Annotated in this window: 15 protein-coding genes and 1 tRNA gene; 7 read left to right on the top strand and 9 right to left on the bottom strand. The window is 65.0% G+C overall.

What is annotated here, in order from left to right; genetic code table 11:
- Window positions 1-68: 68 nt before the first annotated feature.
- Window positions 69-159 (bottom strand) — tRNA-Ser (locus AB3K92_RS27055).
- Between the two features lie 136 nt (window positions 160-295).
- A complete protein-coding gene (gene serS / locus AB3K92_RS27050; RefSeq protein WP_021163430.1) occupies window positions 296-1,597 on the bottom strand; it encodes a serine--tRNA ligase in 1,302 nt (433 codons plus the stop codon).
- 262 nt (window positions 1,598-1,859) lie between these two features.
- Here serS and AB3K92_RS27045 point away from each other — a divergent pair, with 262 nt between their 5' ends.
- Window positions 1,860-2,126 (top strand): DUF2164 domain-containing protein, encoded by a 267-nt coding sequence (locus tag AB3K92_RS27045; protein ID WP_059856485.1) that lies wholly within the window; start codon window positions 1,860-1,862, stop codon window positions 2,124-2,126.
- 39 nt (window positions 2,127-2,165) lie between these two features.
- Here the strand turns inward: AB3K92_RS27045 and AB3K92_RS27040 are convergent, their stop codons facing one another.
- The 3 genes from AB3K92_RS27040 to AB3K92_RS27030 form a co-directional block, all read right to left on the bottom strand.
- The gene (locus AB3K92_RS27040) at window positions 2,166-3,476 is read right to left on the bottom strand and encodes a replication-associated recombination protein A (protein ID WP_021163432.1); all 1,311 of its coding nucleotides are present in this window, start codon (window positions 3,474-3,476) and stop codon (window positions 2,166-2,168) included.
- A gap of 182 nt (window positions 3,477-3,658) precedes the next feature.
- Window positions 3,659-4,348 carry an outer membrane lipoprotein chaperone LolA gene (lolA, locus tag AB3K92_RS27035; RefSeq protein WP_048024184.1) on the bottom strand — a complete coding sequence of 230 codons (690 nt, stop codon included), beginning with the start codon at window positions 4,346-4,348 and terminating at the stop codon, window positions 3,659-3,661.
- A 46-nt stretch (window positions 4,349-4,394) separates the two neighbouring features.
- Window positions 4,395-6,704: a DNA translocase FtsK gene (locus AB3K92_RS27030; RefSeq protein WP_021163434.1), complete on the bottom strand. Its 2,310-nt coding sequence runs from the start codon at window positions 6,702-6,704 to the stop codon at window positions 4,395-4,397.
- A 412-nt stretch (window positions 6,705-7,116) separates the two neighbouring features.
- On the opposite strand from AB3K92_RS27030, the gene trxB reads away from it, so the two are divergent.
- From trxB to AB3K92_RS27005, 5 genes are all read left to right on the top strand, one after another.
- Complete coding sequence (gene trxB / locus AB3K92_RS27025) at window positions 7,117-8,079, top strand: thioredoxin-disulfide reductase (protein WP_021163435.1); 963 nt, start codon at window positions 7,117-7,119, stop codon at window positions 8,077-8,079.
- 136 nt (window positions 8,080-8,215) lie between these two features.
- The gene (locus tag AB3K92_RS27020) at window positions 8,216-8,995 is read left to right on the top strand and encodes a Smr/MutS family protein (protein WP_027788120.1); all 780 of its coding nucleotides are present in this window, start codon (window positions 8,216-8,218) and stop codon (window positions 8,993-8,995) included.
- Entirely contained in the window at window positions 8,982-9,605 is a 624-nt protein-coding gene (locus tag AB3K92_RS27015) for a trimeric intracellular cation channel family protein (protein ID WP_011351253.1), read from the top strand. The genes AB3K92_RS27020 and AB3K92_RS27015 overlap by 14 nt, the downstream gene beginning before the upstream one ends.
- Before the next feature lie 306 nt (window positions 9,606-9,911).
- Complete coding sequence (locus AB3K92_RS27010; RefSeq protein WP_260429894.1) at window positions 9,912-10,037, top strand: hypothetical protein; 126 nt, start codon at window positions 9,912-9,914, stop codon at window positions 10,035-10,037.
- A 249-nt stretch (window positions 10,038-10,286) separates the two neighbouring features.
- Window positions 10,287-10,646 (top strand): hypothetical protein, encoded by a 360-nt coding sequence (locus tag AB3K92_RS27005; protein ID WP_369466190.1) that lies wholly within the window; start codon window positions 10,287-10,289, stop codon window positions 10,644-10,646.
- A 252-nt stretch (window positions 10,647-10,898) separates the two neighbouring features.
- Here the strand turns inward: AB3K92_RS27005 and AB3K92_RS27000 are convergent, their stop codons facing one another.
- The 4 genes from AB3K92_RS27000 to AB3K92_RS26985 all read right to left on the bottom strand — a co-directional run bounded on the left by AB3K92_RS27000 (window position 10,899) and on the right by AB3K92_RS26985 (window position 15,301).
- Window positions 10,899-12,017: an ABC transporter ATP-binding protein gene (locus tag AB3K92_RS27000; protein ID WP_021163438.1), complete on the bottom strand. Its 1,119-nt coding sequence runs from the start codon at window positions 12,015-12,017 to the stop codon at window positions 10,899-10,901.
- Window positions 12,018-12,129: 112 nt separating this feature from the next.
- Window positions 12,130-12,987, bottom strand: a complete 858-nt coding sequence (locus AB3K92_RS26995; RefSeq protein WP_011544828.1) for a carbohydrate ABC transporter permease — start codon at window positions 12,985-12,987, stop codon at window positions 12,130-12,132.
- The gene (locus tag AB3K92_RS26990) at window positions 12,977-13,915 is read right to left on the bottom strand and encodes a carbohydrate ABC transporter permease (RefSeq protein WP_369466189.1); all 939 of its coding nucleotides are present in this window, start codon (window positions 13,913-13,915) and stop codon (window positions 12,977-12,979) included. The genes AB3K92_RS26995 and AB3K92_RS26990 overlap by 11 nt, the downstream gene beginning before the upstream one ends.
- A gap of 138 nt (window positions 13,916-14,053) precedes the next feature.
- On the bottom strand, window positions 14,054-15,301 hold the full coding sequence (locus tag AB3K92_RS26985; protein ID WP_059485260.1) for an ABC transporter substrate-binding protein: 1,248 nt from the start codon (window positions 15,299-15,301) through the stop codon (window positions 14,054-14,056).
- A 432-nt stretch (window positions 15,302-15,733) separates the two neighbouring features.
- On the opposite strand from AB3K92_RS26985, the gene zwf reads away from it, so the two are divergent.
- A complete protein-coding gene (zwf, locus tag AB3K92_RS26980; RefSeq protein ID WP_021163442.1) occupies window positions 15,734-17,203 on the top strand; it encodes a glucose-6-phosphate dehydrogenase in 1,470 nt (489 codons plus the stop codon).
- Window positions 17,204-17,223: the final 20 nt, after the last annotated feature.

Raw genomic sequence — 17,223 nt, 5'->3', positions numbered from 1 at the left:
GACACACGATTGAGCAAGCCCAAAACGAAAAACCCCTTGATCCTTCCGGATCAAGGGGCTTCGTATTTTGGCGGAGAGGGTGGGATTCGAACCCACGGTACGGGGAAACCGTACGCCTGATTTCGAGTCAGGTACATTCGACCACTCTGCCACCTCTCCTTCCTTGCTGCTTTACTGCATTTCGCGTTTGGTCGTTTCCGCGAAAGAAAAGATTATAGAACGATCTCTTCGAATCTCACAAGCCCTTTTTGCAAATTTTTTTGCGAGGGATTGAAGCGATCGCCGGAGCGCGACGTTACGACGCCTGTGCCGGCGCGTCGATACGCTCGATGCCGCCCATGTACGGACGCAGCACTTCCGGCACCGTGACCGAGCCGTCCGCGTTCTGGTAGTTCTCCAGCACAGCGACGAGCGTGCGGCCGACCGCAAGGCCCGAACCGTTGAGCGTATGCACGAGTTCCGGCTTGCCCTGCGCGTTGCGGAAACGCGCCTGCATCCGGCGCGCCTGGAACGCCTCGGTATTCGAGCAACTCGAGATCTCGCGATAGGTGTTCTGCGCAGGCAGCCACACTTCGAGGTCGAACGTCTTCGCGGCCGAGAAGCCCATGTCGCCCGTGCACAGCGTGATCACGCGGTACGGCAGGCCAAGCTTCTGCAGGATCGCTTCCGCATGGCCGACCATCTCGTCGAGCGCCGCGTATGACGCATCCGGCGCGACGACCTGCACCATCTCGACCTTGTCGAACTGGTGCTGGCGGATCATCCCGCGCGTGTCGCGGCCATACGAACCGGCTTCCGAGCGGAAGCACGGCGAATGCGCGGTCAGCTTGATCGGCAGCGCGGAGCCTTCGACGATCGACTCGCGCACGGTGTTCGTCAGCGAGATTTCCGACGTGGAGATCAGGTATTGCGTGACCTTGTTCTCCTCGCCGCCCTTCTCGACGCGGAACATGTCGTCCGCGAACTTCGGCAGCTGGCCCGTACCGTACAGGATCTCGGGGTTCACGATGTACGGCGTATAGGCTTCGGTGTAGCCGTGCTGCTGCGTGTGCGTGTCGATCATGAACTGCGCGAGCGCGCGGTGCAGGCGCGCGATCGAGCCGCGCAGCATCGTGAAGCGCGCGCCGGCGAGCTTTGCGCCGGTCTCGAAATCGAGGCCGAGCGGCGTGCCGACGTCGACGTGATCCTTCACCTCGAAGTCGAACTGGCGCGGCGTGCCCCAGCGGCGCACCTCGACGTTGTCGGCTTCGTCCTTGCCGACCGGCACGCTTTCATGCGCGACGTTCGGCATACCGAGCATCAGGTCGGACAGGCGCGCCTGGATGTCGCCGAGCTTGGCTTCCCCCGCCTTCATTTCGTCGCCGATCCCGCCGACCTCGGCCATCACGGCCGACGTGTCCTCGCCCTTCCCCTTCATCGCACCGATCTGCTTCGACAGGCTGTTGCGGCGCGCCTGGAGCTCTTCGGTGCGGGTCTGGATCGCGCGGCGTTCCGCTTCGAGGGCGGAGAACGCGGCGATGTCGAGAGTGTAGCCGCGATCGGCGAGGCGCTTCGCGACGCCGTCGAGGTCTTTGCGCAGCAACTGGATGTCGAGCATGGGAGGACTTGGAAAATCGTTGTGTAAGACGGGAATTCTAACGCACCGCAGGGCCGCCAAGGCACTGGACGGACGGACTATGCTGCAAACAGGCGATGACCGTGGCGCGACGGCCATGGCAGTATCGCGTTGCCGGCCCGCCCGTCGGCACCCGCGAAATCGCACGGCATCGAAGCGCCGCGGATCGCGAAACGCCCGCGCGGGCCCGCGGCGGCGCATCGAGCGAGGCGCCCGCCCCACGTCACAGCACCCAAGGAATCCGATGGCCATCGAACTGGACAAGGAAATACGCGACCGTGCGATCGCGTCACTGCAACGCTATTTCACAGAAAACATGGACGAGCCGATCGGCAATATCCAGGCCGGCGCGCTGCTGCACTTCTTCGTCGAGGAGATCGGCCCGGTGATCTACAACCTCGCGATCGCCGACGCGCAGTCGAGCCTGCACACGCGCATCGCCGAACTCGACATCGAATGCCATCAGGAGCCGTTCGACTACTGGAAGAAGCAGCCGGTACGCAAGCGCTGACGCGAGCCACGACCACGCCGGCCGGCCCGGGCCGCGCCGTCAGTCCTTCTTGCCGGCTTCGCGATCGAGTTCGCGCAGCCACGCGAGCTTGTCGGCGATCTTCGATTCGAGCCCGCGCGGCACCGGCTTGTACCAGCGCGGTTCGCGCATCCCGTCCGGCAGGTACGTCTCGCCGGCCGCATACGCATTCGGCTCGTCGTGCGCGTAGCGATACGCGTGACCGTAGCCGAGTTCCTTCATCAGCCTGGTCGGCGCGTTGCGCAGGTGCACGGGCACCTCGCGCGACTTGTCCTGCTTCACGAACGCCATCGCCTGGTTGAACGCGTTGTAACCCGCGTTGCTCTTCGCCGCGCACGCGAGATAGATCACCGCCTGCCCGAGCGCGAGCTCGCCTTCCGGCGAGCCGAGCCGCTCGTAGGTTTCGGCCGCGTCGTTCGCCACCTGCAGCGCGCGCGGGTCGGCCAGGCCGATGTCTTCCCACGCCATCCGCACGATCCGCCGCGCGAGGTACTTCGGATCCGCGCCGCCGTCGATCATCCGGCAGAACCAGTACAGCGCACCGTCCGGGCTCGAACCGCGCACCGACTTGTGCAGCGCCGAGATCTGGTCGTAGAAGTTGTCGCCGCCCTTGTCGAAGCGCCGCGCGTTCAGCGTCATCGCGCTGCTGACGAAATCGGCGTCGATCGTCGCGACGCCGGCCGACGTGGCCGCCGTCTGCGCCTGCTCGAGCAGGTTCAGGAAGCGCCGCGCGTCGCCGTCCGCATAACCGACCAGCGTATCGATCGCCTTGTCGTCGAACGCGAGGCCGTCGAGCGCGATTTCCTGTGCGCGCTTCAGCAACTGTCGCATCTCGTCGTCGTCCAGCGACTTCAGCACGTACACCTGCGCACGCGACAGCAACGCCGAATTGACCTCGAAGCTCGGGTTCTCGGTCGTGGCGCCGATGAAGGTCACGAGCCCCGACTCGACGAACGGCAGCAACGCGTCCTGCTGCCCCTTGTTGAAGCGGTGGATCTCGTCGACGAACAGGATCGTGTGGCGGCCGGTGCGGTTCAGCGTATCCTTCGCCTGCTCCATCGACTCGCGGATGTCCTTCACGCCGCCGAGCACCGCGGACAGCGCGATGAACTCGCAGTCGAACGCGAGCGCGGTGAGCCGCGCGAGCGTCGTCTTGCCGACGCCGGGCGGCCCCCACAGGATCATCGAATGCGGTTTGCCCGATTCGAACGCGAGCCGCAGCGGCTTGCCTTCGCCCAGCAAATGCGTCTGGCCGATCACCTCGGCGAGCGTCTTCGGCCGCAGCGCCTCGGCGAGCGGGCGGCGCGGCTCGACTTGAAACAGATCGGACATGAACCCTCGCTCCACATCAAACGGTCGCGGCCGAACCGGCCGCCGGACCCGACATTATGACAGCCGCGCGACGGCACCGCCGTGCCTGCTGCCCGTGCCCGCGCCCAGTGCCCGCGCCCGAAAACAACACGGGCCTGCCGTCGCCGGCAGGCCCGTTGCGAAAAAGCGGCGTGCGGCGCCGGTCAGCCGGTAATCACGTCGGCGCCCTTCGGCACGACGAACTTGAACGTATCGCCCTTCAGCGGCGGATTCGTCTGGATGTTCGTAAACGTCAGCAGCGTGACGTTGCCGAACACGTCGTGCAGCTCCATCGCGGCGAGCGTGCCGTTGCGAAAGCCGATGCCGATCCGCTGGAACTGCGTATCCTGCGCCTTCGGCAGCATCTCGAGCCACTCGATGCCGCCCTTCTCGCCGGCATCGCGCAACGTGTAGCTCTTGTCGAGATCGTTGCTGCCGAACAGGATCGCGGCCGGGCTCGCGCCCAGCGCGCCGTTCAGCTTGCGCTCGGTCACCTGGTTCAGGTCGCGGTCATACACGTAGAGCTTCTCGCCGTCGGCCTGCAGCACCTGCTGGTACGGCTTCTGGTACGTCCAGATGAACTTGCCCGGGCGCGCGAACACGAACGTGCCGCTCGAATTGTCGGTGGGCTTCGGCACGGCCTGCGCGGCGCTCGCGCCCTTCGACGGTGCCTTGACGATCTGCTGCGTGAAGTCGCCCTTCGCCGAACGCACCTGCGACACGAACGCCTTCAGTTGCTCGGTGCCGCCCGCGAACGCGTGCGTCGCCGCGAGCATCAGCGATGCGCCGGCGAGCGCCGCGCCGAGCCAGCGCCGCGTCGAACGAAGAGACATTGCGAACGAATGTTGCTGCATATTGCGGTTTTCTCCCTGGGTGGCCGGCGCCGCGAACGCCGCGGACTCATTCCGCGTCGCGCGCCGGCACAAGAATTTCGCGGTTGCCGCTCGACGACATCGCCGACACGAGCCCCGACTGCTCCATCTGCTCGAGCAGCCGCGCCGCGCGGTTATAGCCGATCCGCAGGTGCCGCTGCACGAGCGAGATCGACGCGCGGCGGTTCTTGATGACGATCTCGACCGCCTGGTCGTACAGCGGATCAGACTCGCCGCCGCCTTCGCCGGTTCCCGCGCCGGCCGAGCCCTCGTCGCCGTCGGCGGTGCCGCCTTCGAGCAGCCCTTCGACGTAGTTCGGCTCGCCTTGCTCCTTGAGCTTCTCGACGACGCGGTGCACTTCGTCGTCGGCGACGAACGCGCCGTGCACGCGCACCGGCAGCCCGCTGCCCGGCGGCAGGTACAGCATGTCGCCCATCCCGAGCAGCGATTCGGCGCCCATCTGGTCGAGAATCGTGCGCGAGTCGATCTTCGACGACACCTGGAATGCGATCCGGGTCGGCACGTTCGCCTTGATGAGGCCCGTGATCACGTCGACCGACGGACGCTGCGTCGCGAGGATCAGGTGGATGCCGGCCGCGCGCGCCTTCTGCGCAATCCGTGCAATCAGTTCCTCGACCTTCTTGCCGACGACCATCATCAGGTCGGCCAGCTCGTCGATCACCACGACGATGTTCGGCAGGCGGCCGAGCGGCTCGGGATCTTCCGGCGTCAGGCTGAACGGGTTCGGCAGTTTCTCCTCGCGCTTCGCGGCCTCGTCGATCTTGTTGTTGTAGCCCGCGAGGTTGCGCACGCCGAGCTTGCTCATCAGCTTGTAGCGGCGCTCCATCTCCGCGACCGTCCAGTTCAGCGCGTGGCCGGCCTGGCGCATGTCGGTGACGACCGGGCACAGCAGGTGCGGAATGCCTTCGTAGACGCTCATTTCGAGCATCTTCGGATCGATCAGGATCAGGCGCACCTGCTCGGCGGTCGCTTTATACAGCAGCGACAGGATCATCGCGTTGATCCCGACCGACTTGCCCGAGCCGGTCGTACCGGCGACCAGCAGGTGCGGCATCTTCGCGAGATCCGCGCACACCGGCTTGCCGCCAATGTCCTTGCCGAGGCTGAGCGTGAGCGCCGACGATGCGGCCGCGTACACCTCGGAACCGATGATCTCGGACAAGTGCACCGTCTGGCGGCGCTGGTTCGGCAGTTCGAGCGCCATGTAGTTCTTGCCGGGAATCGTCTCGACGACGCGGATCGACACGAGCGACAGCGAGCGCGCGAGATCCTTCGCGAGATTGACGATCTGGCTGCCCTTCACGCCGGTGGCCGGCTCGATCTCGTAGCGCGTGACGACCGGGCCCGGATACGCGGCCACGACGCTCGCCTCGACGCCGAAATCCTTCAGCTTCTTCTCGATCAGGCGCGACGTGAATTCGAGGGTATCGGCCGAAATCGCCTCCTGCGCCTTCGGCGCGGGGTCGAGCAGCGACACCGGCGGCAGCGTCGAATCGCCCGGCAGGTCGGTGAAGAGCGGCACCTGGCGCTCGCGCTCGACGCGCTCGGACTTCGCCGGCGTGACGACCGGCGGCACGATCGTCACGGGCTCGTGATCCTCGATGCGCACGCGTTCCTCTTCGACCTTGCCTTCGCGGCGCACGGCCGCGGCCTCGCCGAGCTTGCGGTCGCGCTCGGCCTCGCGGCGCAGCTTCGCGACGTTGACGGCGGACAGGATCGCACCGCCGACGCGCTCGGCGACCGACAGCCACGAGAAGCGGAAATACAGCGACAGGCCGATCGCGAGCAGGATCAGCAGCAGCAGCGTGCCGCCGGTGAAGCCGAACGCGTGCGACATCGCGCCCGCCACGGCCTCGCCGATCACGCCGCCCGGCGCGCGCGGCAACTGCACCTTCAGCGACCACATGCGCAGCGCCTCGATGCCGTCGCACGCCAGCACGACGAGCACGAACGCGAAGATTTCGGTGAGCCAGCCGATCGGCCGCTCGGGTTCGTCCACGACCGCCTCGTGACGCGTGATGCGGCGGTAGTTGACGGCGATGCGCCGCGCGAGCGGCACGATCAGCCAGTAGGCCGACAGGCCAAACAGCAGCAGGATGATGTCGGCCGTCCAGGCGCCGACGCGGCCGGCCCAGTTCGAGATGTGGTCCACCTGGGCGGCGTGCGTCCAGCTCGGATCGCGCCGGCTGTAGCTCAGCAGGGCCATCACCAGAAATGCGCAGAGCGCGACCTGGAGAATCCAGCGGATCTCCGTGAGGAGCTTCGACATCCGGTGCGGCAACGCCTGTGCCTGGGCGGAATAAGGAGCTTTTGCCATGAATCCGTATAAAGAGGACGGGCTGCGCGCCCGCCTGTCGTTCGATCCCGCATATTGTAAGCGCTGCACCGGGCCGCCAAGTGTAAATGACGGTTACATAACAGGGCCGGGGTACGGCCGGCGCGGCGCATGCTCTCCGCGGCGGCCCTTTCTACCTTTCACTCCGGTGCGCGGTCCGGCCGCCCGCCCGCAGCCGCGCCGCCCCGGGCGGGTGCCACGCCCCGCCCGCCCCGCATGCGCGACCGTTGCGCCGCGAGACACTATCGCCGCGATTGAAACTCTCGTTCGGCAACGCAGCAACGGGGCCTTTATAATGCGCGTCTGATACCCATCTATGACGGCATCCCGGTCAACCCGGATCGTACGGCGAGCCCTACCCCGCCCGCCGCAGCCGACTTTTACGGATTCGCACATGTCCACGCCCAAACACGCCAAAGTCCTGATTCTCGGTTCCGGCCCCGCCGGCTACACGGCTGCCGTCTACGCGGCACGTGCCAACCTGTCCCCGGTGCTGATCACCGGCATCGCGCAGGGCGGCCAGCTGATGACCACGACCGACGTCGAAAACTGGCCGGCCGACGCGAAAGGCGTGCAGGGTCCGGAGCTGATGGCGCGCTTCCTCGAGCACGCCGAGCGCTTCAACACCGAAATCGTGTTCGACCACATCCACACCGCGAAGCTGCACGAGCAGCCGATCCGCCTGATCGGCGACTCGGGCGAATACACGTGCGACTCGCTGATCATCGCGACCGGCGCGTCCGCGCAGTATCTCGGCTTGCCGTCCGAAGAACACTTCATGGGCAAGGGCGTGTCGGCCTGCGCGACCTGCGACGGCTTCTTCTATCGCGGCCAGGAAGTCGCGGTGATCGGCGGCGGCAACACGGCCGTCGAGGAAGCGCTCTACCTGACGGGCATCGCGAAGAAGGTCACGGTGATCCATCGCCGTGACAAGTTCCGCGCGGAGCCGATCCTGATCGACCGCCTGCTGGAAAAGGAAAAGGAAGGCGCCGTCGTGATCAAGTGGGATCACGTGCTCGACGAAGTGACCGGCGAGGATTCGGGCGTCACGGGCCTGCGCATCAAGAACGTGAAGACCGGTGCGACGGAAGACCTCAGCGTGCAGGGCGTGTTCGTCGCGATCGGCCACAAGCCGAACACCGACCTGTTCCAGGGCCAGCTCGAGATGAAGGACGGCTACATCCTGACGAAGAGCGGCCTGCACGGCAACGCGACGTCGACGAGCGTGCCGGGCGTGTTCGCCGCCGGCGACGTGCAGGACAACGTGTACCGCCAGGCAATCACCAGCGCGGGCACGGGCTGCATGGCCGCGCTCGACGCGCAGCGCTACCTCGAAAGCCTGCACGACAAGAAGTAAGCCGCGAGACCGCTCGCGCCGGGCGCTACAATGGCGTCCGCTGCCGCGAAGCGGGCTCGACCGGAAAGCCGCTGCCGCCGTGCAGCGGCTTTTTTTTGCCCGCGCGCCCGAACGCGCCTGCCCTGCGTACCGAATCATGGCGAAGAACCAGCCCCATCCGAGCGATCCCGCGAAGCGGCAGATCGCCGCCCGTCCCGCGAACCCCGCGCCCGTCGCGCCGGCGCCCGCGCCCGATCCCGCCGCATTGCGCGGCCAGGGGCTCGCGGGCCTCGGCGCGTTGCGCAAGTCGCTGCAAGGCGAAGCCGATCGCCGCGAACGCCAACGCGTCGAAACGGCCAAGGCCGAGCGCAAGGCGGAAGCCGACGCGAACCTGTTCCGCAACGAGATCGGCGCGATCCAGCCGCTCAATGCCCCGCCGCGCGCGGCCGCCGGCCGCACGCCGCCCGACCCGGTGCCGAAGCAGACGCAGCGCGACGAGGAAGCCGTGCTGAACGCGACGCTGTCCGACGAATTCGATCCCGAGACGCTGCTCGACAGCGACGACTCGCTGTATTACCACCGCCCCGGCATCAGCCGCGACGTCGTGCGCAAGCTGAGGAGCGGCGCGTGGATCGTGCAGGCGCAGATCGACCTGCACGGGATGCGGCGCGACGAGGCGCGCGACGCGCTCGCCGAGTTCATCCGCGAAGCCGGCAAGAAAGGGCTGCGCTGCCTGCGCGTGATCCACGGCAAGGGGCTCGGCTCGATCGGCAAGGAACCCGTGCTGAAGGGCAAGGTGCGCGCGTGGCTCGTGCAGAAAGAAGAAGTGATCGCGTTCTGCGAGGCGCGCGGCCACGACGGCGGCGCGGGCGCGGTGCTGGTCCTGCTGCAGCCGTTCGCGGCACCCGCCGACCGGGGGCCGCGTGCCGCATCCTAGGCTGACGCTCGCGATCGCGATACTGGAGGCGATCGCCACGCTGGCCTTTGCGATCTCGGGCTTCATCGAGGCGCGCAAGAACCGTCTCGATTCGGTCGGCACGTTCGTCGTCGCGCTCGCCACCGCGTTCGGCGGCGGCACGCTGCGCGACATCCTGCTCGAGCGCCGGCCGTTCTACTGGGTCGTGCATGACGACTACGTGATCGCGATCTTCGTGCTCGCGCTGTTCGCGCCGTTCGTGCTGCGCATGCTGTCGCGGCTGTCGGCCGAGCGGCTGCTGCTCGTCGCCGATGCGATCGGGCTCGGGATCTTCAGCATCTCGGGCACGGCGATCGCGCTCGATGCCGAGATGCCGCGCTTCATCGCGGTGATGATGGGCGTGATTACCGGCGTGGTCGGCGGGATCATCCGCGACGTGCTGTGCAACGACATCCCGCTGATCCTGCGCGATTCGCGGCCGTACGCGACCTGCGCGTTCGTCGGCTGCTGGTTCTACCTGCTGCTCGTGTGGCTGCAGTTCGATTCCGTGTACAGCGTGCTGCTCGCGACCGGCTTCATCCTCGTCGCTCGGCTCGCGACCTTCAAGTTCGACGTGCGGCTGCCGCACTGAGCGGCTCGATCCACCGCAGCGCCCCATCTCGGCAGTCCACCGCTTAACTTTGCTCGAGGCGAATCCCCAATGCGGCGTCGAGAACATTAGGTCGTTTCGCGCCTTCGAACGCATCAACAGCCCTCACGATGTCACCTCTCGCTGATCAAATGTAACGCGACGACTCCAGGCGGAAATCTCAAAATAAACTGGTTGCAAACATCCGTCGATTGCGCAACACTGCGAAAGCAATTCGTAATATATGTTTATCGATTAGTTATCCAAATAAATTTGAAGGGGAAATATCGGATGAGGGAATTGACCATCATGGAACTGGATCTCGTTTCTGGCGCCACTTGGGCAGGTGATATCGCAGGATTTGGCATCGGCGGCGCGATCCCGTTACCGCTCGGCGGCGGAACGTTCCATCTAGCTCCGGGCACCTTCCATTGATTACGATCACCATCGAAAATCCGGGAATCGGAATGAATGATTTAAAATCCCGCCCCCTAGCTTGATGGAAATCAAATCGCAAAATTAATAACCGACCTCTCCACCAGGATGTTATTGAGATAGCCCACTCGTGACGCGACACGTCAAATTTTCACCGGACACCAATTCAGCCATTTCTCAAGGCCACGACCATTCGATCTCGTTCCGCTCGACACTTCCGAAAATACTTACTTACACCGGAAAACGGCGATGAAAACAATCCCATTCCTGTTCATCCTTCGAATGATTGTTCCAGAGCTGAAATCCACTTCCGAAAACGAAATTCATTCCGTTATCGATAGCGCAAAACTAACCTCGAAAGATCACACAAAGAAACGCTACCGGCAATGCTTCGTTGCGTCCATGTTTGTTCCATTCCTTGTGCTGCTCCGCATCTTCTTTTCACTCAACCTGTTCTCTGCAGGACATAGAATACTGTTCGTACCGATTCTAAGCGCTGCCTCGGTCTACCTGAGCTTACTCATGCTCTCCGTTCTAGGCTCCGTTATATTTGCCCCCGATGTTCGCAGGAAACTGAAATCCAACCGTCGCTTTCGTCAGGTCGATTGACGTCGTTTCATCAACTCGTGACGCTATTTTTTGCCCAGTGACCGAGGAGCTGGCGAAACTCTCTCATCACGCCCGTGGAAGGTACAAAGTGGGGAAACGAGATGTTTTTTCGCACTTATGAAGATTCGGAGCGCGTTCGCCGACGCCCGGAAGTTGCGCGTATTGGCAGTGAGTACCGGCATCGCCCGCCGAAAACGCAAAGGGCCGTCAGAGATATGACGGCCCTTTGCTTTCTCGGCGAGACGTGCGACGTTACGCGATCCGCTCTTCCGACGCCGGATCGAACAGCACGGCCTTCGACACGTCGAACAGCAGCGACTGCGTCTGCCCCGGCTGCGGGTTCGCGGCCGGATGCACGCGGCTCACGATCCGCTTGCCGTTCACCTGCGCGAACACGTGCGTGTCCGGCCCGGTCGGCTCGGTCACGTCGACGCGCACGTCGATCGGCTGCAGCTTCGACGCCTCGCCGTGGTGCGCGTTGCGCGCATCGGTGATGCGCTCCGGACGCAGCCCGAGGATCACTTCGCGGCCGACGTGGCCGTTCATCCGCTTCGCGTCGAACGGCAGGTTCAGCGCGCTGCGCGCGAGGCCCGTATCGATCTCGAGCGCGATCCCGCTGCCCTGCTCGACCAGCTTGCCGTTGATGAAGTTCATCGGCGGCGCGCCGATGAAGCCCGCGACGAAAAGGTTCGACGGCGAATCGTAGATCTCCTGCGGCGCGCCGAACTGCTGGACCACGCCGTCCTTCATCACCGCGATCCGGTCGCCGAGCGTCATCGCCTCGATCTGGTCGTGCGTCACGTAGACGATCGTCGTGCCGAGACGCTGGTGCAGCAGCTTGATTTCCGCGCGCATCTCGATACGCAGCTTCGCGTCGAGGTTCGACAGCGGCTCGTCGAACAGGAACAGCGACGGATCGCGGGCGAGCGCGCGGCCCATCGCGACACGCTGGCGCTGGCCGCCGGACAGCTGGCCCGGCTTGCGGTCGAGCAGGTGCTGGATCTGCAGCATCTGCGACACGCGGTCGACGATCTGCTGCTGTTCGCTCTTCGGCACCTTGCGGATGTTCAGGCCGAACGAGATGTTCTCGCGCACCGTCATCGACGGATACAGCGCGTACGACTGGAATACCATCGCGATGTCGCGATCCTTCGGCGACAGGTCGTTGACGACCTTGCCGTCGATGCAGATCTCGCCGCTCGTGACCGTCTCGAGCCCGGCGATCATGTTGAGCAGCGTCGATTTCCCGCAGCCCGAACCGCCGACCAGAATCAGGAACTGTCCGTCCTCGATCTCGATGTCGACACCCTTCAGGACCGGCACCCCGTTCGGGTAGGTCTTGTACACGTCACGGATGGAAAGGCTTGCCATGCTGTGAATCCTCTGTCTCGTCTCGCGCGGCGCACTCCGGCGCCGCGTCGGGTTCGTTTCGATGCGCCGCGCGCGAGGCGCGGCCGGTTCGTCGTATCGGATGAAGCCGCGCTTACCCCTTCACCGCGCCCGCCGTCAGCCCGCGCACGAAATAGCGGCCGGCGACGATGTAGACGAGCAGCGTCGGCAGCGCGGCGATGATCGCGCCGGCCATGTCGACGTTGTATTCCTTCACGCCCGTCGACGTGTTGACGAGGTTGTTCAGCGCAACCGTGATCGGCATCGAATCGACGCCGGAGAACACGATCCCGAACAGGAAGTCGTTCCAGATCTGCGTGAACTGCCAGATCAGGCACACCATGAAGATCGGCAGCGACACCGGCAGCAGGATCTTCGTGAAGATCGTGAAGAAACCCGCGCCGTCGATGCGCGCGGCCTTCACCAGCTCGGCCGGCACGCTCACGTAGAAGTTGCGGAAGAACATCGTCGTGAACGCGATCCCGTACACGACGTGCACGAACACGAGGCCCGGAATCGTGTTGGCGAGGCCGAGCATCCCCTGCAGGCGCGCCATCGGCAGCAGGATCACCTGGAACGGGATGAAGCAGCCGACCAGCATCATCGTGAACAGCGCGTCCGCGCCGCGAAAGCGCCAGTGCGTGAGCACGTAGCCGTTGAACGCGCCGATCAGCGACGAGATCAGCACGGCCGGGATCACCATCTGCAGCGAGTTCAGGAAGAACGGCTTCATGCCGTCGCAGCGCACGCCGGTACAGGCGCCGCTCCACGCCTTCACCCACGGGTCGACGGTCCACGTGGTGGGCGGCGTCAGCAGGTTGCCGGTGCGCAGCTGGTCGAGGTCCTTGAACGACGTCGACAGCATCACGTAGATCGGGAACAGGAAATACAGCGCGAACAGGATCAGTGCCGCATAGATCACTGCCCGGCTGATCGTCATCTTAGGCTGCATTGCGGGTGCTCCTCGATTCCATATACATCAGCGGCACCAGCACCGCGACCACGGTCGCGAGCATCATCACCGAGGATGCCGCGCCGAGCCCGAGCTGGCCGCGGTTGAACGAAAACGTGTACATGAACATGGCCGGCAGCGACGACGACGTGCCCGGCCCGCCCGCCGTCAGCGCGACGACGAGGTCGAAGGTCTTGATCGTGATGTGGCAGAGGATCAGCAGCACCGAGAAGAACACCGGGCGCATGCTCGGGATCACGATCTTGCGGTAAATGGTGGGCAGCGTCGCGCCGTCCACCTGCGCGGCCTTGAAGATCTCGGCGTCGACGCCGCGCAGCCCCGCGAGGAACAGCGCCATCACGAAGCCGGTCGACTGCCACACGGCCGCGATCACCACGCAGAAGATCGCCTTGTCCGGATCGTCGAGCCAGCCGAACGAGAAGCTCGTCCAGCCCCAGTCGTGCATCACCTTCTCGAGGCCGAGGCCCGGGTTCAGGATCCACTGCCATGCGGTGCCCGTGACGATGAACGACAGCGCCATCGGGTACAGGAAGACCGCGCGCAGCGCGCCTTCGTTGCGGATCCGCTGGTCGAGCAGGATCGCGAGGAACAGGCCGAGCCCCACGCAGATCGCGATGAACGGAATCCCGAACCAGCCGAGGTTCGCGGCGGAGGTCCACCACACGTCGTTCTGGAACAGGTCCGTGTAACGGCCGAAGCCGTCGAATTCGTAGTTGGGCAACAGCCGCGAGCGGGTCAGCGACAGATAGCCGGTAATCAGGATGAAGCCGTAGATGAACACCACGGCGATCGCGACGCTCGGCGCGAGCACGAGCTTCGGGATCCAGCGATCGGCGAAGGCCGACATCGGCGACGTACGCCGTGCGGCGGCAGCGCCGGATCCGTTTCCGCTAAGAGGGGCAGCCACTTGATTCGACTCCTGGAACGAGGGCGACGCAGGCCGGGCCGGCGCCGGGTACGACACGGGCCCGCGGGCGAGCCCGTTTGCTGCACATGCAAAAACGCCCGGCCGATGAAGCGTTTCCGGCCGGGCGCCTGGCGCGCGTTACTTGACCTTCGCGGCCTTCGCGAGCGCGGCGACCGCGCTCTTCGAATCCTGCTGCGAGTTCATGAACTTCGTCACGACGTCGGTGATCGCGCCGGCGGTCGCATCGCTCTGCGCCATGCCGTGCGCGAGCGACGGCACGAAGCCGCCCGACTTGATCGCGGTCTGCTCGTCGGCATACGACTTCTTCGCGCAATCGTCGAACTTGTCCATCTTCACGCCGAGACGCACGGGCACCGAGCCCTTCAGCAGGCTGAACTGTTCCTGGAAGTCCGGCGTCATGATCGTCTTCGCGAGCGCGAGCTGGCCCGGCGTCGCGTTCTTCTCGCCCTTCTGCTGGAAGAACACGAACGAGTCGACGTTGAACGTGTAGGCATTCGCCGTGCCCGGCACCGCCGCGCAGATGTAGTCCTTGCCCGCCTTCTTGCCGGCGTTCTCGAACTCGCCCTTCGCCCAGTCGCCCATGAACTGCATGCCGGCCTTGCCGTTGATGACCATCGCGGTCGCGAGGTTCCAGTCGCGGCCGTTACGGCCGGTATCGAAGTAACCCTGGATCTTGCGCACCGTGTCGAACACGGACAGCATCTGCGGCGACGTCAGCGTCGCCTGGTCGAGGTCGACCAGCGCCTTCTTGTAGAACGCCGGGCCCTGCGACAGCACGACGTCTTCCCACAGCGTCAGGTCCTGCCACGGCTGGCCGCCCATCGCGACCGGCTGGATACCCGCGGCCTTCAGCTTGTCGGCCACCGCGAAGAATTCAGGCCAGGTGGTCGGCACCTTCGCGCCGACCTTGTCGAGCGCGGCCTTGTTGATGTACAGCCAGTTCACGCGGTGCACCGAGAACGGCGCCGCGACGGTGTGGCCCTTGTACTTGATGATCTTGTCGATTTCCGGCGGCAGGTTCTGCTTCCAGTCGCCGGCAGCGGAATCGATGTTGACGAGCACGCCCTGGTCGGCCCAGTCCTGGATCAGCGGGCCCTTGATCTGCGCGGCCGACGGTGCGTCGCCGCTGATCACCTTGGTCTTCAGCGCGGTCATCGCCGCTGCGCCCGCGCCGCCCGCGACCGCGAAGTCCTTCCACACGTAGCCCTGCTTCTGCACGTCGTCCTTCAGCACGCCGACGGCCTTCGACTCGCCGCCCGAGGTCCACCAGTGCAGCACCGTTACATTCTCGGCTGCCTGCGCCGCCACGGCGCCAGCCATCAGACCTGCCGCGCAGAGCGCGCCCATGATCGAGCGAACTTTCATTACTTATCTCCTCCAGACTGAATCAACTCGTGAGGTTCCCTGACCGGGAACCGGCTTCTTGATAAACGACGGGGAAATCGAGCCGCGGGACGCATGCAGCGTACGGGGCCGATGACCGGCCGGGCTCTTACAGAAAGCGTGAATCGAGATTCAACGGCGTGTCTCCTCTTTGTGTTTCTGGCCCGCCGCGATGCTGCGGCGCGAGCCCGGGGCCAACGGCGCGCGGACGATGCGCGCCGTCAATGTCCGATAACATTCGGCACAAGGCGTTCCCGAAGGCGAAGCTCGCGCAGTTCATCGACCGCACTTCTTTTTTTCTTCACCCAGGTGCTACCCCTTGCGGCGGATTGTAGTTAAACTACAATTCAGTGTCAAAAATATTTTTATCGCACTACGGATCGCTTCCCAGCACCCCCAACACGGCGGAGACACATGCATACCGATTCCAGCTTTACCTTCGTACTTTTCGGCGGCACCGGCGATCTGTCGATGCGCAAGATCCTGCCCGCGCTGTTCGAAGCGCACCGTGCGAACATGCTGGCGGAGAGCGGCCGGATCGTCGCCGTGGCGCGTCACGAATCGGATCGTGCGGGTTATCTCGAGTGGGTCGACACGCACGTGAAGCCGCACGCGGAGAAAGCCGCCGGCAAGGCGCTCGACGAAACCGCGTGGAAGTCCTTCCTCGATCGCATCGAGTATGTAAAGCTCGACCTCGGCCGTGCGGAAGACTACGTCGTGCTGCGCGACGCGATCGCATCGCTGCCCGGCATCCGCGTGTTCTATCTCGCGACGGGCCCGTCGCTGTTCGTGCCGATCTGCAAGGCACTCGCGTCGGTCGGCCTGAACGAAGGCTCGCGCATCGTGCTCGAGAAGCCGCTCGGCTACGACCTGAAGTCGTCGAATGCGATCAACGACGCGGTCGGCGAGATCTTCGCGGAAGGCCAGATCTACCGGATCGACCACTACCTCGGCAAGGAACCCGTGCAGAACCTGCTCGCGCTGCGCTTCGGCAATGCGCTGTTCGAGCCGCTGTGGCGCCGCGAATGGGTCGAGAGCATCCAGATCACGATCGCCGAGGAGCTCGGCGTCGAGGCACGCGGCGATTTCTACGACAATACGGGCGCGCTGCGCGACATGGTGCAGAACCACCTGCTGCAGTTGCTGTCGATCGTCGCGATGGAGCCGCCGCATTCGATGGATTCGGATTCGGTGCGCGACGAGAAGCTGCGCGTGCTGCGCGCGCTGAAGCCGATCGATCCGCGCGACATCGGCAAGGTTGCCGTGCGCGGCCAGTATCATGCGGGCGTGATCAAGGGCGCGCAGGTGCCGGCCTACGCGACCGAGCCAGGCGTGAAGCCCGACAGCCAGACCGAAACCTTCGTCGCGCTGAAGGTCGAGATCGAGAACTGGCGCTGGGCCGGCGTGCCGTTCTTCCTGCGCACCGGCAAGCGGCTGGCCGATCGCGTCGCGGAGATCGTCGTCAACTTCCGCCCGGTGCCGCACTCGGCGCTGGGGCCGACCGCGCTGCGCCCCGGTGCGAACCGTCTCGTGATCCGGCTGCAGCCGAACGAGACGATTCGCCTGTACTGCCTCGCGAAGCAGCCGGGCGAAGGGATGAACCTCGCGAGCGTGCACCTCGACCTCGCGTTCGACCAGTTCTTCAAGGAAGGGCAGATGGAGGCGTACCAGCGCCTGCTGCTCGACGTGATCAACGGCCGGCTCGCGCTGTTCGTGCGTCGCGACGAACAGGAAGCCGCCTGGCAGTGGGTCGAGCCGATCCTGAACGAATGGGCACGCACGCTGAAACCGCCGAAGCCGTATGCGGCGGGTACGTGGGGGCCGGCCGCGTCGAGCGCGATGCTCGCGCAGCACGACACCTGCTGGCTCGAAGAAGAGAACTGATACAAACCGTTGCCGCGTAC

Origin of the sequence: Burkholderia sp. Bmkn7, from assembly GCF_041103175.1 — a bacterium.
Lineage (GTDB): Bacteria > Pseudomonadota > Gammaproteobacteria > Burkholderiales > Burkholderiaceae > Burkholderia > Burkholderia cepacia.
The sequence above is the reverse complement of the archived record's forward strand: the minus strand, read 5'-3'. Positions and strand labels throughout refer to the sequence as shown.

Bases quoted from the DNA above. Each gene is read 5' to 3' on its own strand.
- serS (WP_021163430.1), bottom strand. From the start codon at position 1,597: ATGCTCGACATCCAGTTGCTGCGCAAAGACCTCGACGGCGTCGCGAAG.
- AB3K92_RS27045 (WP_059856485.1), top strand. From the start codon at position 1,860: ATGGCCATCGAACTGGACAAGGAAATACGCGACCGTGCGATCGCGTCA.
- AB3K92_RS27040 (WP_021163432.1), bottom strand. From the start codon at position 3,476: ATGTCCGATCTGTTTCAAGTCGAGCCGCGCCGCCCGCTCGCCGAGGCG.
- lolA (WP_048024184.1), bottom strand. From the start codon at position 4,348: ATGCAGCAACATTCGTTCGCAATGTCTCTTCGTTCGACGCGGCGCTGG.
- AB3K92_RS27030 (WP_021163434.1), bottom strand. From the start codon at position 6,704: ATGGCAAAAGCTCCTTATTCCGCCCAGGCACAGGCGTTGCCGCACCGG.
- trxB (WP_021163435.1), top strand. From the start codon at position 7,117: ATGTCCACGCCCAAACACGCCAAAGTCCTGATTCTCGGTTCCGGCCCC.
- AB3K92_RS27020 (WP_027788120.1), top strand. From the start codon at position 8,216: ATGGCGAAGAACCAGCCCCATCCGAGCGATCCCGCGAAGCGGCAGATC.
- AB3K92_RS27010 (WP_260429894.1), top strand. From the start codon at position 9,912: ATGGAACTGGATCTCGTTTCTGGCGCCACTTGGGCAGGTGATATCGCA.
- AB3K92_RS27005 (WP_369466190.1), top strand. From the start codon at position 10,287: ATGAAAACAATCCCATTCCTGTTCATCCTTCGAATGATTGTTCCAGAG.
- AB3K92_RS27000 (WP_021163438.1), bottom strand. From the start codon at position 12,017: ATGGCAAGCCTTTCCATCCGTGACGTGTACAAGACCTACCCGAACGGG.
- AB3K92_RS26995 (WP_011544828.1), bottom strand. From the start codon at position 12,987: ATGCAGCCTAAGATGACGATCAGCCGGGCAGTGATCTATGCGGCACTG.
- AB3K92_RS26985 (WP_059485260.1), bottom strand. From the start codon at position 15,301: ATGAAAGTTCGCTCGATCATGGGCGCGCTCTGCGCGGCAGGTCTGATG.
- zwf (WP_021163442.1), top strand. From the start codon at position 15,734: ATGCATACCGATTCCAGCTTTACCTTCGTACTTTTCGGCGGCACCGGC.